Genomic DNA, 13578 nt, shown 5'->3' with positions numbered 1-13578 from the left:
GTGCGCGCCACCTCATCCGGCCACGCGCGGGGACCTTGCAACGCAGCGCCCACACGAGCACGATTGCCACTCCACGTGCCACAGGGGGAGCCGCGATGACGCATCCATGGTGCACATCAGACGCACACGCCCAGATGAACACCCGGGCCAGAGCCCTTCTGACCAGCGATGACGCCGTGGCGCCGCCCATTCATCAGGCTCTACTACGACGTCTGATCGGCTGCTCCCGATCAGTGCGCAGGCGAGGGGCGTCTCCCGATGGGAGGCGCCCCTCGCGGCGTGTGTGGCCGTCGACCATCGACCGACGCGTCCACGGGGGCTCGGGCTGCCGGAGGCGTCGGTTGCTGCTCTGATACCGCCATGGACGACACGCTCACCCCCGCGGACCTGGACCTGCTGCGCCGACCGCTGCACGGCTTCTTCACCGTCGCCGCCGGGCCTCTCCCACCGCAGCCGCGCCCGGTGTGGTTCGAGGTGGCCGAGGACGGCACGATCCAGCTGTTCACCGGGCCGGAGACGCTGAAGGTGCGGCGGCTGCGCCGCGATCCGCGGGCGTCGCTGGTGGTGGCGGCCCCGGCGGGCGAGTCCGAGCACTGGGTGGCGGTGTCCGGACCGGTGACGATCACCACCGAGGGCGCCAAGGAACTGGCTGCCCGGTTGGCGGCGCGGTACTGGGATCTGTCCGATCCGGCCCTCGCGGCCGCGGCGGAGCAGATGCAGGCGGACGACCAGGTGCGGCTGATCCTGCGCCCGGAACAAGTGCGCCGGTTCGCGGTCTGACATGACGAAGGGCATCCTCCCGACTGCCGGGAGAAGGCCCCTCGTGCTGCTCGGTCAGGCCCGGGCGACCGCCGGGGGCTCGGGCACCGCGTCGGTGTCGCCCTCCCCCGGTGCGAGCCGGTCCCGGTCGTCGGCCATGAACAGACGCGCCACCACGGTCACCGCCAGGATCACCCCGGCCATGATCAGGTACGAGTGGGCGAAGCCGATCGCCTCGTAGGAAGCACCGAAGACGGCGGCGAAGATGGCGATGCCGATCTGCTTGGCGAAGTTGAAGCCGAGCATGTACGCCGTCGCGGAGATCCGGACGTCGAACATCCGGGTGAGGTACTTCATCACCGAGACCAGCAGGAACGGCATCTCGATGGCGGCGAGCAGGCGCCAGGCGATCAGCAGCCACTCGTGGGTGAAGAACGCGGAGCCGAGCACTCGGACCAGCAGGATCGCGGCGAAGACCATCAGGCCCTTGCGGGCGCCGATCTTGTTGACGATGAACGGCGCGGCGACCATGAACGCCGCCTCGGCGAAGATCTGCACGGCGACGACCCGGGAGAACAGCACCTCGGCGTCGCCGGTGGTGACGAAGGTGGCGAAGTAGTTCGGGAACTGCTGGTCGAAGACGTCGTAGAGCGCGGCGGTGCCGAACATCAGGATGACGAAGCCGAGGAAGTTCCGGTCCTTCAGCAGTCCGACGACGGTCGCCTTGGTGACCTTGGTGGTGCTGGCCGGTTCGGTCGACGACTCGGCGACCGGGGTGGCGGGCACCCGGGCGATGAACAGCAGGGTGCCGAGCACGATGGCGGAGACCGAGCCCGCCCACCAGATGCTGTTCGGGTTGGCCGCCCAGATGAAGCCACCGACCAGGGCCGCGGTGCCACCGGCCAGGGAGCCGAACAACCGGGCGTGACCGTATTCGTACCCGTTGGCGCGGCTGGCCCGCTCGGAGAACGCCTCGACCACGCCGACGCCGGAGTTCAGGCACAGGCTGAGGAAGATGCCGCCGACGACCGCGGCCAGGTACTCGTTGACGCCGATCAGCGGCTGGAAGACGAAGACGAAGAACGGCCCCATGAATGCCGCGCACAGCACCACGAAGGCGAACAGGTACTTCTTGAAGCCGAGCCGGTCCTGCAGGTAGCCGTAGATCGGCTGCAGCACCAGGGCGGTGATCGCGGAGACCGTGCTGACCACACCGATCGCGCCGGGGTTCATCCCCTCGCGGGCGAGCCAGAGCGGCAGGAAGGTGAAGGCGAGCTGCCAGATCGCGAAGTAGAAGAAGAACAGGCCGCCGTAGTTCCAGAAGACGCCCCGCTTGAGGGACTCCCAGGGACGGACAGGGGTGGCGTTCACTGCGGGTCTCCGCTCGGGCTCAGGATGTCGGTGGAGGTGGGGACGGGCCGGGTGTCGGGCACCGGGGTGCCCCAGACCGGGTGGCCCTCGTCGTCGAAGGGCAGGATCTGGGCGCGGGCGTGCCGGTTCGGGTCCCAGAGCGGGTCGCCGACGATCTCGGTGTAGGTGCGTGCGTGGTAGACCAGCACCGGCGTGCCGTCCGGCAGTTCGGTGAACGAGTTGTGGCCCGGGCCGTACTGCCCGGCGCTCGGGTCGGAGACGAACACCGGCTCGGTGCTCTTGGTCCAGGAGGCCGGGTCGAGCAGGTCGGTGCCGAGCTGCGCGGTGAGCAGGCCCATGGCATAGTCGATCCCGGTCGCCGCGCCCGAGTAGGTCAGGTACACGGTGCCGCCGCGGACCAGCACCGACGGCCCCTCGTTGACCCAGAAGCCGCGGGTCTCCCAGTCGTACTCCGGGCGGGTCAGCTCGACCGCCGGTCCGGCCAGGGTCCACGGGTTCGCCATCGGGGCGATGTAGAGGTTCGAGTGGCCGCGCACGTCGAACGCCTGCTGTGCCCAGATCAGGTATTGCCGGCCGTCGATCACCGTGCTGGTGGCGTCGAGGGCGAAGGACTCCCAGCCGGTGTCGACCTGGCCGCGTTCGACCCAGTCCCCGGTGAACGGGTCGTCGGCGGTGTTCTCCAGCACGAAGATCCGGTGGTTGAACGTCTCCGGGGTGCCGGGGACGTCGGCGGTGCCGTGGTCGTTCGGCGCGGCGGCGTAGTAGACGTACCAGGCACCGTTCACGCGATGGATCTCCGGCGCCCAGATCAGGTGCGACTGCGGGCCGTCGGCGTGTCGGGTCCAGATGGTCACCTCGTCGGCGGCCTGCAGGTCCTCCAGGCGCTCGGCACGGCGCAGCACGATCCGGTCGTACTGGGGGTGGGACCCGGTGAAGTAGTACTGGCCGTCATGGCGCAGCACACAGGGGTCGGCCCGTTGCAGCACGATCGGATTGACGCCGACGTTGGTCGTCACTTCGTCTCCTCGTCGAGAGTTCTACATCGTTGTAATGTGAACGCTCACATGACGAGGGGGTGGTTGTCCAATCGGGCCCCACGCGACTGTGGGAGCGCGGGCACCCGGGTAGTCGACCCGGCCACCACGCTCCCCTCGGCGCGCCCGGGCTAGGCCAGTCCGCCGTTGGTGAAGATCGTCTGACCGTTCACCCAGCGCGCCGGGCCGGCCAGGAACGCGACCGTCTCGGCGATGTCCTCCGGCTGGCCCAGCCGTTCCAGCGGGACCGCCCGGGCCAGGTTCTCGACCGTCTGCTCATCCTTCCCGTCCAGGAACAACGGCGTGGCGGTCGGACCGGGGGCGACGGTGTTCACGGTGATGCCCCGGCCGCGCAGTTCGCGGGCGAGCACCAGGCTGAGCGCCTCGACCGCCGCCTTGCTGGCGACGTAGGCGCCGTAGGTCGGGAAGCTGGTCCGGGTGACGCTGGTGGAGAAGGTGATGATCGCTCCCCCGGTCCGCACCCGCCGGGCGGCCTGCTGGGCGACGACCACGGTGCCGCGGATGTTGGTGCGGCTGATCCGGTCGAACTCGTCCAGGTCGAGTTCGGCGATCGGCGCCAGGCGCATGATGCCCGCGGTGTGCACCACGACGTCGATCCCGCCGAACTCGCGCTCGGTGGCGTCGAAGGCGTCGGACATCACCTGCTCGTCGGCCACATCGCCGCCGACCGCGAGCGCCCGTCCCCCGGCGGCGCGGATCTCGGCCACCACCGAGTCGGCGGCCACCCGGTTCCCGGCGTAATGCACGGCGACCGCCATGCCGTCGGCTGCCAGACGCCGGGCGACCGCACGGCCGATGCCGCCGGAGCCGCCGGTCACGAGTGCGGTGCGGATGCTCATCGTTCCTCCTGGACGGGGTGCTGGAATCGGGTGAGCCAGTCGTCGAGCAGACCGGCCTCAGCGGGGGTGAATCGACTGTCGGTGGCCACGGTGGCGCGCAGCGTGGTGGCGGCGACCGCCGCCGGGTCGTGCACCGCGTCGTCGGCGATCAGGGCGCCGAACAGCAGGTCGCGCAGGGCCAGGTCGGTGCCAGGGGGCGAGGTCTCGGGCCGCAGGATCATCGCCAGGCACTGTCCGGAGTTGGCCGCCATCACCAGGGGCGTGGCCACCTCGGGTGCCACGCGCAGCCGACCCTGCGCGGCGACCCGGTCCAGGATGCCGCGCAGCAGCCCCAACGCCTCGGCGAACGCCTCCGGCCGCGTGCTCAGCTCGGTGCCGAACAGCAGGCGGTAGGCATGCGGGTGCGCGAGCGCGAACGCGACATGGTTGGCCCAGCCGACCCGCAGGTCGTCCACCGGGTCGGCCGAGTGCTGGGCAGCCCGCTTGGTGGCCAGGTACTGCTCCCAGACGTGATCGACCACGGCGGCCAGCAGGCCGTCCTTGTCGCCGAACTGGCGGTAGAGGACCGGCTGGGTGATGCCCGCCGCGTCGCAGACGGCTCGCGTGGCGATCTCACCGGTGGGTGAGGCGGCGAGCAGGGCGGCGGCGTGGTCGAGGACGGCGGAGCGGGTGGGCACGTATCAACGATAACGCGCCGAGCGTATCGCCGCTATGCCAGCGACAGGTAGCGGACCGGATTGCGGGCACCGGACTTCGCAGGATGTGCCGCCACCAACGCAGACAGCTCCCGCCGCCGATCCGATGCTGCGTCGACGAGTTCGAAGGCGATCCGGTGCACGCCGTTGACCGACTCCGACCGCGGGTCCGCCACCACGTCGTACACCCCCACCACCTCACCCTCGGCCACGGCGACCAGATGGCGCACCCGTGCCGCCCGCGCCTGGTTGAGCTTCCACCACATCCGCGCCGCGTCCCGCACCTGATCCGCGGTCATCCCCTGTCCCCAGCCGATGCAGGTCCGATCGGGTTCCTCGGCCACCGCCTGGGCCCCCAGGCGCACCACGAGCACCTGGTCCTCGGCTGCATCGACCCGACCGACCCGCCACGCCCCGTCGTCGTACACCACTGCCGCACCGTCCGGGATATCCGGCGGCGCGCCATCGTCGGACCGGTCGACCCGCTCCCTCGGTCGGTAGTCGGAGTCAAGGGCCCGGATGAACGCGTCGGCGCGCTCGACCACCGGAGCGCGTTCCGTCGACCCCACGGTCGGACACCCACCCAGACAACGCAGCGGAAGTCCACGCGAGAGGAGGTCCACGGTGGACAGTCCGGGGAGGTAGTCGGCGGTGCCGGACTCCCCCGCCATCACCAGCACGATCGACCGTTCAGCAGCGGACACGTGCCGGGAACACCTGGTGTCCGTGCTGGTGTGGGCGTCAGGCTGCTGGACATAGAACGCGTACAGCGGCACCGCGTGATGGTCCGTGGCGGCCCGCAGCAGCGCGCGGTACTGATCCGCCTCCACCAGGGACTTCTTTCCCGGCACCGCCCGCTTGGCCTGGACGAACATCAGCACTTCGCGGCCGTCGGTGCCACGCATCGCCAGCACGAAGTCGGCGCCCGTCGGTGCCTTTCCGTGCGCGGAGTTCCCGCCCTCCTGATACTTGGTCAGCGCCTTAGCCCGGACCCGCATCGGCCGCCGGGGCGACCCGGTCCAGTCGGGGCACTCCCCGCCACAGCGTGGGCACCTGCCGACGACCTCGAACTCGCGGCCTTGCAGCTCGGCGAGCAGGAGATCGGTGATCGTCTCCTCCTTCAACGTCGAGGTCGGCCCACGGCGACCGAGGTGCTCAAGCCGATGGAAGGTCCGCGCACTGCGGATCACGGCGTCCAACAGGTCAGACACGACACCCGGCGCATAGGTCACGCGATTCCCCCTCCATCAGTGGGTCGACCCTAGGGAGCATGGCCCGACCCGCGGGCAGGAATCGTCAGCGATCACCCTCTGAGCGCAACCGATCCACGTGCAGCGCCAGCAGCGGCACCTCCGTCGGATCCACCGTCCGCCCGAACCGCTCGCCGACCAATGCCGCCACCCGCTCGGCTGTCCCCCACTCCCGGGGCCGGGCGTCCCGCAGTGCGGCGGCCATCTGGTCGTCCGGTGCCGAGCGCGGCGCGCGCTCCGCCCGCAGGTCGACCACCAGGTAGCGCAGGTGCGTGATGAACCGCGCGGTGACGGTCGCGTCCGGGTCGATCCGTACCCCGAGGTCGTCGGCGATCAGCTGGAGCACTTCGGTGAGCACCCGGGTGAGCTGCACGGTCTGCGACATGTCGGCGGTGCCGAGCTGGGCGTTCACGAAGTGCAGCGCGACCGGCACCGCCTCGGCGTCCGGCAGCCGCACGCCCCGGACCCGCTCGACCACCCGCAGCGCGCGTCGGGCCAGCGCCGCTTCCGCCGGGTACAGAGTGGGGACCTCCCACTGCAGGGGGTACTCGATGGCCGGGGCGCCGTCCCGGGTGCGGCGCAGGACGAAGCTGAGGTGGTCGGCAAGCGGCAGCAGGACGTGCTCCGCGGCGTCCGGGCCGAGGACGTCCTGCACGTCCTCCAGCACCTCGGCAGCCAGGTCGAGGTCGTCCGCGGGGATGTCGGCGAGGAGTCGGACCAGGCGTTCGGGTGGTGTGCCGTGGGTGGGCACGAAGGTCTTGCCGATCAGCGACGCGTCCACCGGGTCGCCCGGGCGCACGCCGAAGCCGATGCCGGTGCCGAGCAGCACCCGCTCCCCGCCGACCGGATCGAGGCCGAGGACGGCGTTGTTGTTGAACACCTTGGTGATCCGCACGGGTCACGGTCGCACTTCGGGGGCGTCCGGGTCCAGACACGACGACGCCCCGGGCGACCTGCACCCGGGGCGTCGATCCGCCGATCAGAACGCCGGCAGCACCTCGCCGTCCGGCCACCGCTCCTCGATGAAGCCCTTGACCTCATCAGAGTGCAGCAGCTCGTCCAGCTTCACCAGCGACGCGTTGTCCTTGTCCTCCGCGCGGACGGCCAGGAAGTTGGCGTAGGGGTTGTCCTCGCCGGACTCGATCAGCAGCGAGTCCTCGACCGGGTTCAGACCGGCCTCGAGGGCGTAGTTGCCGTTGATGATCGCCAGGTCGACGTCGTCCAGGGCGCGGACCAGGGACTCGGGGGCGGTCTCGATGAACTCGAAGTTCTTCGGGTTGTCCTCGATGTCCAGGAGGGTCGGGTCGGCGTCGCCGGTGTCGGCCAGGGTGATCAGGTCGTTCTCGGCCAGCAGGTCGAGGGCACGCGCCTGGTTGCCCGGGTCGTTGGTGATGCCGAACTTCGCGCCGTCCGGCACCGCGTCGATGTCGTCCCACTTGTTGGAGTACACCGCGTACGGCTCGATGTGGATGCCGTCGAAGTGGTCGAAGTCGTAGCCCTGCTCCTCGACCTGCGCGGTGTAGTACGGCAGGTGCTGGAAGTAGTTGGCGTCGATGTCACCCTCGGAGAGCGCGGTGTTCGGCAGGACGTAGTCGTCGTAGGTGACGATGTCCAGGTTCAGCCCGGCGTCGGCGGCCAGGTTGTCCTGCACGAACTCCAGGATCTCGGCGTGCGGGGTGGGGCTGGCGCCGACCTTGAGCGTGGTCACGCCGTTCTCGGTGGTGCCGGCGGTGGCCGCGTCGTCCGAGCCGGAGTCGCCGCTGGAGCAGGCCGTCAGGGCGAGCGTGGTGGCGGCAGCGAGAGCGATGGCTCCCCAGGTCTTCCTCATCATGTCCTCCCGGACGGTTGGTGGATAGGTGACGACAGGCTCAGCGGTGGTCGAGCCGCCGGGCCAGGTGATCGCCGATGGCCTGGACGACCACGACGATGACGACCAGCACCACGACGCAGGCGAACATCACGCCGTTGTCGAACCGCTGGTAGCCGTAGGAGATGGCGAGGGCGCCGAGGCCACCCGCGCCGATCACGCCTGCCATGGCCGAGTAGCCGAGCAGGGCGATGAGCGTGACGGTGTAGCTGGACACCAGGGCGGGCAGCGCCTCCCGGAGCAGCACGTGCCACACGATGTTGACCCGGGTGGCGCCCATGACGCGGGCGGCCTCGACCTTGCCGGGATTGACGTCCCGGACGGCGGTCTCCACCAGGCGGGCGTAGAACGGGACGGCACCGATGGTCAGCGGCACCACGGCCGCCTGCCACTGCAAGGTGGTGCCGACGATCAGCCGGGTGAGCGGGATCAGGGCGATCATCAGGATCAGGAACGGCATCGACCGGATGATGTTCGCGACGAACCCGACCACGGCGTTCACCGGGCGGTTCGGGGTCAGGCCGCCGGACGAGCTGGCGTGCAGCAGCAGACCGAGCGGCACCCCGAACAGGCCGGTCAGGATCCCGGACAGCCCGACCATGTACAGCGTCTCCAGGGTGGCCTCGGGCAGCTTCTGCTGGATCACCGGGTTGTCGATCAGGTCCTGCCACCAGCTCATCGGGTCGCCTCCGTCGTGGTCAGGCCCGCGGCGTGCAGGGCGGTCAGCACCTGGTCACGGTCGGCGGCGGGGACGTCGAGCTGCAGACGGCCGACGCTGCGTCCTGCCACCTGTTCGATCGCGCCGGCGGCGACCTGCACCCCCGCGCCGAGGCCGGCGACCACGGCGAGCACGTCCCGCACCGCGGTGTGGCCGTCGTCGAAGCTCACCTCCAGCAGTGAACGCTCGGCGCCGACCGGCAGCTCGGGCACTGGGATCAGCTCCCGCGCCAGCCGGCTGCCGTGATCGGCGACTACGTCGCGCACCGCCCCGTGCTGCGCCACCCGTCCGCCCTCCAGCAGGGTCACGGTGTCGCAGACCTGCCGGACCACGGCCATCTCGTGCGTGATGACGATGACCGAGATGCCCAGTCGGTCCCGCAGCTCCCGGACCAGCGCCAGGATCTGCCGGGTGGTCTCGCCGTCCAGCGCGGAGGTCGGCTCGTCGCAGAGCAGCACGGCCGGTTCGGCGGCCAACGCCCGGGCGATCCCGACCCGCTGACGCTGCCCGCCGGACAGTTGCGCCGGGTAGGCGTCGGCACGGTCACCGAGTCCGACCAGCTCCAGCAGCTGCAGCGCCCGCCGTCGACGCTCGGCGCGGCCCACCCCGGCGATCTCCAGCGGGTAGGCGACATTCGCCGCGATGGTCCGCGAGTCGAGCAGGTTGACGTGCTGGAACACCAGACCGATCGCCCGGCGCGCGGTGCGCAGCTTCTGCTCGGACAGGGTGGACAGATCCACACCGTCGACGACCACGCTGCCCTCGGTCGGTCGCTCCAGCAGGGTGAGGCAGCGGATCAGGGTCGACTTGCCCGCGCCCGACCGACCGACCACCCCGTGGATCTCGCCCGGAGCCACCGCGAGGTCGACACCGTCCAGGGCGACGACGGCGCGATCGCCGGAGCCGTACACCTTGCGCAGACCGGAGATCTGGATGCGCGGAGCTGACATGGGTTGCCCTTCAGGCAGGGAGGGGGCGGGTCTCGCCGGACGCCGAGCGGGTCACCGGAGAGCGAACGTCCGAAGCAGCTCGGGAGGCACCTGCGGTGCCGGGGGCCGTGGGCCGGGGTCGGGTCAGAACCGACAACAGCAGCCGCGGACTGCGACGTCCGCGGGCATGCAGCAGCCACGCTCGGTGCTGCGGCGGCTGCTCATGACGGGGACGGTAGCAACCGGTTCGATGCGCATGAGACAGCTGTCCGCATGATGGACAGAGCTAGCGACACGACGCACGATCGCACCTCCAGTCCTGATGAACGTGCAGGTCAGAGGTTCATTCTCGGCGCCGCACGCAGGCCGCCCTGTCCGTTTGGCGAGATGGGCCATATGGGCCGATGTCCGATTTCACCCGATATCGTCACCCGTTTGCTCTCCCGGAACCACCCCCGTCGCCCCTAGTTTTCATTCGCCTGCACCGGGCGGGCGACGCGACCATCGGGGGCAGCAGTGCGGACACGGGTGATCGACCTCGCCGACCTGACCGCAGACGATCTGGCTGCCTGGCAGCGACTCGCTGCCCGCGCGGTCAGCCCGAACGCCTTCCTGGACCCGCGCTTCCTGCACACCGTCCGCTCCGGCTTCCCCGAATCCCGGGACCTGCGCCTGGTCGTCGCCGACCAGGGCACCGAGTGGCAGGGCGTCCTCGCCGTCACCACCAAGTCGATGCCCCACCGCCTGCCCGGGCGCACCACCACCACCGGCGGCGACTTCATGACCAGCCACGCCGACCGACACCACCCCCTGCTCGACCGGGACCGCCCCGCCGCCGCCCTGCGCGCTCTGCTCACCGGTCTGCGCTCCGGCGGGCTGCCGGGCCTGATCCAACTCCAACACCTGCCGGAGGACGGACCGGTGGCCGATGCCGTGGCAGCGGTGTGCGCCGGGGCGCGGTTCGGCACGGTCGAGCGACGTCGCGCCCAGGCACCCATCGCCCTGCGCCACACCGTGCTCAGCCGCTCCCCCGCCGTCGAACCAGGACCGCTCCCGCTGCTGCTCGGTCACCTGGTGCCGGACGACGCGAAGAACGTCCGGCGACGACTGCGCGGCCTGGTCCGGGAGGTCGGCGCCGCGCCGGTGGTCGACCTGCTGAGCGACGACCCCGCGCTCGACGACGAATTCGTGGCGCTCCAGCAGGCCGGATGGAAGGGCCAGGCGGCCGACGGTGGTGCGGCCCTGCACCTCCACCCGCGCCGGGAGCGCTGGTTCCGGGAGGTGGTCGCCGCCTTCCGGGCCGACGGGGATCTGGTCGGACTGCGGCTGCGGGCCGGTGAGCACACGCTGTGGATCGGTTACCTGCTGCGCTCGGGTGACTCCTACTTCGGGTTCCTGGACGCCTACGCCGAGCGGTTCCACCGGTTCAGCCCGGGGGTGCTCGGTCGCCTCGCGGCGCTGACCCACGTGTTCACCGCGACGGACGCACCGCTGTTCGACCCCGGGTTCGACGAGCGGTACACGGTCGGGGCGCGACTGTTCCCGGATCGACGGCCGCAGGTCGACCTGGTGGTGGCGACCGGTGGGCTGCTGCCCCGGGCGATCGTCGCGGGGTGGCCGCTGGGCGCACGGGTGGGGACGCTGGCGCGGCGGGTCGAGGCTGCGCGGGCACGGGTCGGGGCGAGCGAAACGCGGGCCGGTGCGGACGGTCGGGCCGGTCAGGCGAGTGACGCCGGGCGGGCCGGTGCGGACGGTCGGGCAGGCCAGGTGAGCGACGCCGGGCGGGTCGGCGCGGACGGTCGCACCGGCCAGGTGAGCGACGCCGGGCGGGTCGGCGCGGACGGTCGCACCGGCCAGGTGAGCGACGCCGGGCGGGTCGGTCGCGGCGCGGGGCGAGCCGGAACGGCCGTGCGCGTCGACACCCCTCCGGCGGCGCCCGGGGCGGACCGGCCGGAACGTCCGCGGGCGGGTGCGATCGTCGCGGGAGGGCGAGCCGAGAGCGGGCGGGCGACTGTCGAGATCGAGTCGGTCGACGCCGCGCGTGCGACGGCTGTCGAATGAGCGGGACCGCCCGCTGTGCCCGACATGGTCCGGGCCGTGTCAGTGGTCGGGTCTAGGGTCGTTTCATGGGAGCTGACCTGCGTGAACGACGCCGAGACACCACGGTGTCCGACACGCGCGCACCGGGCTTCGCGGCCCTGGGCAGCCCGTCGGACGACGCGGTCTGGCAGCTCCTGTTCGCGCGCTCGTTCCGTGACGATCCGGACCGCTCGCCGGACGACGACGCCGCTCTCAGCGCGTGGGCCCGGCAGCTCAGCACCGTCGCCCCTGGCCCGGCGCTGACCACCTTGCTGGACCTCACCGACCCCAGCGCCCTGTCGGACGGCGAACTGGTCGAGATGGTCGCCGCCGCGGAACGGCTGGCCGCCTGGGCCCACGCGCAGTCGACCTCCTACGCCGCCGCTCTCGCCCGCCGCCCGGCCATGCGTCCGACCGGCTCGCCCAGCACCCGCCCCGAGGACGGCTGCGTCGCGGGTGACGAGTTGGCGATGCGATTGGCCGCATCACGCCGCGCCGCCGCCGGCCTGGTCGCCGAGGGGATCGCCTACGACGGCCTCCTCGCCCCCACCGGCGACGCGCTGCGTGCCGGGTCGATCGACGCGCGACGGGCACGGATCCTCGTCGACCGCTTGCGGGGCGTCGATGGTGAGGTCGCGTGGGAGGTCCAGGACCGGGTGCTGCCCGATGCCGGTCGACGCACGGTCACGCAGCTGCGGCGCGACGTCGACCGCGTGCTGAGTGAGGTCGACGGTGCCCACGCCGTCGACCGCCACCGCGCGGCCCGCCGGGAGCGCAAGCTCACCCACCCGCTGCGCCTCGCGGACGGCATGGCCGCGATGTGGTGGGTGCTGCCCGCGCACGATGCCGCCCGGATCGACGGACTGATGGACAGTGCCGCCCGCCGCGCACGATCCGCGGGTGATCCGCGGACCCTGGATCAGCTGCGTGCGGACGGTCTCCGCGACCTGGTGCTCGATACCCCGGAGTGGGTCCGCTCGCTCGACGTCGACAGCACGGGCCCGCTCGGCGCGCGCTCAGAGCACGATGACCGACGCCTGCCCGACCGCGGCCCACAGTGCCTGCCCACGCCGGACGACCACCGCCTGCCCGACCCGCGCCACCGCTGCACCCGGCCGCACGAGGCCACGACCGTGCATGTCACCGTGGCGCTCAGCACCCTGCTCGGTCAGGACGATGCTCCGGGCGACCTGCACGGCTTCGGTCCGATCGACGCCGACCAGACCCGGGACTTGGCATTCGCGGCGGACGCGACCTGGCGTCGACTGGTCACCGATCCCCCGTCCGGCGCCGTCCTGGACGTGGGCCGCACCCGCTACCGACCACCGGCGCCGCTCGCGGCGCACATCCGCGCCCGCGACCGGCGGTGCGCGCGACCCGGATGCGATGTCGCCGCCGAACGCTGCGACCTCGACCACACCATCGAGTTCCACGGCCGAGCGTCGACACCGCCCGGCACCGACCCACCCGCACCGGGCAGCACCTCCGCCGACAACCTGGGACCGCTGTGCCGCCGTGACCACCGACTCAAGTCCGGCGCCGGCTTCGTGCTGCGCCAGCCGGAGCCGGGGGTGTTCGAGTGGCTGACCCCGACCGGGCATCGGTACCGCCTGCGGCCGGGAGCGGATCGTGCCGGCGAGCTGCTCGGAGCCAGCGGGGCCGGCCGGGGTGGCCGGAGTGACGCTGCCGGTCGATCCACCGCTGCGGCCCCGTCCACACGCGAGAATGCCCTGACCCAGGCGGAACTCGACGCTCGTGACGGCATGCCACCGTTCTAGGCACCGCGGACGGGGCACATCCGTAGTCGCTGGCCGAGACCGGACCGGCACCTTCGGCCCGGGGACTTCCCATCCCGCCGAACACGGCGCATCCCGGCCCCTACCGGACCACTGACGTCCCACCACACCCAGGCGCACCCCGACCCTGCCGGACCTCGCGCATCCCACCACACCCAGGCACATCCCGGCCCCGCCGAGCCACACACGCCGCCGCCTGCCTGGACAAGCCGCGGCCCCG

Annotated in this window: 12 protein-coding genes; 3 read left to right on the top strand and 9 right to left on the bottom strand. The window is 71.6% G+C overall.

What is annotated here, in order from left to right; translation table 11 throughout:
* Nucleotides 1–360 precede the first annotated feature (360 nt).
* Nucleotides 361–780 (top strand): pyridoxamine 5'-phosphate oxidase family protein, encoded by a 420-nt coding sequence (locus HGK68_RS06350; RefSeq protein ID WP_169165208.1) that lies wholly within the window; start codon nucleotides 361–363, stop codon nucleotides 778–780.
* A gap of 54 nt (nucleotides 781–834) precedes the next feature.
* Here the strand turns inward: HGK68_RS06350 and HGK68_RS06345 are convergent, their stop codons facing one another.
* The 9 genes from HGK68_RS06345 to HGK68_RS06305 form a co-directional block, all read right to left on the bottom strand.
* Nucleotides 835–2130: an oligosaccharide MFS transporter gene (locus HGK68_RS06345; RefSeq protein WP_169165207.1), complete on the bottom strand. Its 1296-nt coding sequence runs from the start codon at nucleotides 2128–2130 to the stop codon at nucleotides 835–837.
* Complete coding sequence (locus HGK68_RS06340; RefSeq protein ID WP_169165206.1) at nucleotides 2127–3146, bottom strand: glycoside hydrolase family 43 protein; 1020 nt, start codon at nucleotides 3144–3146, stop codon at nucleotides 2127–2129. The genes HGK68_RS06345 and HGK68_RS06340 overlap by 4 nt, the downstream gene beginning before the upstream one ends.
* A gap of 149 nt (nucleotides 3147–3295) precedes the next feature.
* On the bottom strand, nucleotides 3296–4024 hold the full coding sequence (locus tag HGK68_RS06335; protein ID WP_169165205.1) for an SDR family oxidoreductase: 729 nt from the start codon (nucleotides 4022–4024) through the stop codon (nucleotides 3296–3298).
* On the bottom strand, nucleotides 4021–4701 hold the full coding sequence (locus HGK68_RS06330) for a TetR/AcrR family transcriptional regulator (RefSeq protein WP_169165204.1): 681 nt from the start codon (nucleotides 4699–4701) through the stop codon (nucleotides 4021–4023). The genes HGK68_RS06335 and HGK68_RS06330 overlap by 4 nt, the downstream gene beginning before the upstream one ends.
* Before the next feature lie 32 nt (nucleotides 4702–4733).
* Nucleotides 4734–5930, bottom strand: a complete 1197-nt coding sequence (locus HGK68_RS06325) for a hypothetical protein (RefSeq protein WP_169165203.1) — start codon at nucleotides 5928–5930, stop codon at nucleotides 4734–4736.
* Nucleotides 5931–6015: 85 nt separating this feature from the next.
* On the bottom strand, nucleotides 6016–6864 hold the full coding sequence (locus tag HGK68_RS06320; protein WP_169165202.1) for a PRD domain-containing protein: 849 nt from the start codon (nucleotides 6862–6864) through the stop codon (nucleotides 6016–6018).
* An 84-nt stretch (nucleotides 6865–6948) separates the two neighbouring features.
* Nucleotides 6949–7797 carry a MetQ/NlpA family ABC transporter substrate-binding protein gene (locus tag HGK68_RS06315; protein ID WP_169165201.1) on the bottom strand — a complete coding sequence of 283 codons (849 nt, stop codon included), beginning with the start codon at nucleotides 7795–7797 and terminating at the stop codon, nucleotides 6949–6951.
* Between the two features lie 40 nt (nucleotides 7798–7837).
* Entirely contained in the window at nucleotides 7838–8515 is a 678-nt protein-coding gene (locus tag HGK68_RS06310; protein ID WP_169165200.1) for a methionine ABC transporter permease, read from the bottom strand.
* On the bottom strand, nucleotides 8512–9504 hold the full coding sequence (locus HGK68_RS06305) for a methionine ABC transporter ATP-binding protein (RefSeq protein ID WP_169165199.1): 993 nt from the start codon (nucleotides 9502–9504) through the stop codon (nucleotides 8512–8514). Before HGK68_RS06305 ends, HGK68_RS06310 begins: the two co-directional genes overlap by 4 nt.
* Before the next feature lie 507 nt (nucleotides 9505–10011).
* Here HGK68_RS06305 and HGK68_RS06300 point away from each other — a divergent pair.
* Together HGK68_RS06300 and HGK68_RS06295 are read left to right on the top strand one after the other, a co-directional pair.
* Entirely contained in the window at nucleotides 10012–11544 is a 1533-nt protein-coding gene (locus HGK68_RS06300) for a GNAT family N-acetyltransferase (protein WP_169165198.1), read from the top strand.
* A gap of 65 nt (nucleotides 11545–11609) precedes the next feature.
* On the top strand, nucleotides 11610–13340 hold the full coding sequence (locus tag HGK68_RS06295) for a DUF222 domain-containing protein (protein WP_169165197.1): 1731 nt from the start codon (nucleotides 11610–11612) through the stop codon (nucleotides 13338–13340).
* The last annotated feature ends 238 nt before the right edge of the window (nucleotides 13341–13578 follow it).

This window comes from Cellulomonas taurus (genome assembly GCF_012931845.1).
GTDB classification, from domain to species: domain Bacteria; phylum Actinomycetota; class Actinomycetes; order Actinomycetales; family Cellulomonadaceae; genus Cellulomonas; species Cellulomonas taurus.
This window is presented reverse-complemented; position numbering and strand designations above follow the sequence as displayed.

Bases quoted from the DNA above. Each gene is read 5' to 3' on its own strand.
- HGK68_RS06350 (WP_169165208.1), top strand. From the start codon at position 361: ATGGACGACACGCTCACCCCCGCGGACCTGGACCTGCTGCGCCGACCG.
- HGK68_RS06335 (WP_169165205.1), bottom strand. From the start codon at position 4,024: ATGAGCATCCGCACCGCACTCGTGACCGGCGGCTCCGGCGGCATCGGC.
- HGK68_RS06315 (WP_169165201.1), bottom strand. From the start codon at position 7,797: ATGAGGAAGACCTGGGGAGCCATCGCTCTCGCTGCCGCCACCACGCTC.
- HGK68_RS06310 (WP_169165200.1), bottom strand. From the start codon at position 8,515: ATGAGCTGGTGGCAGGACCTGATCGACAACCCGGTGATCCAGCAGAAG.
- HGK68_RS06305 (WP_169165199.1), bottom strand. From the start codon at position 9,504: ATGTCAGCTCCGCGCATCCAGATCTCCGGTCTGCGCAAGGTGTACGGC.
- HGK68_RS06295 (WP_169165197.1), top strand. From the start codon at position 11,610: ATGGGAGCTGACCTGCGTGAACGACGCCGAGACACCACGGTGTCCGAC.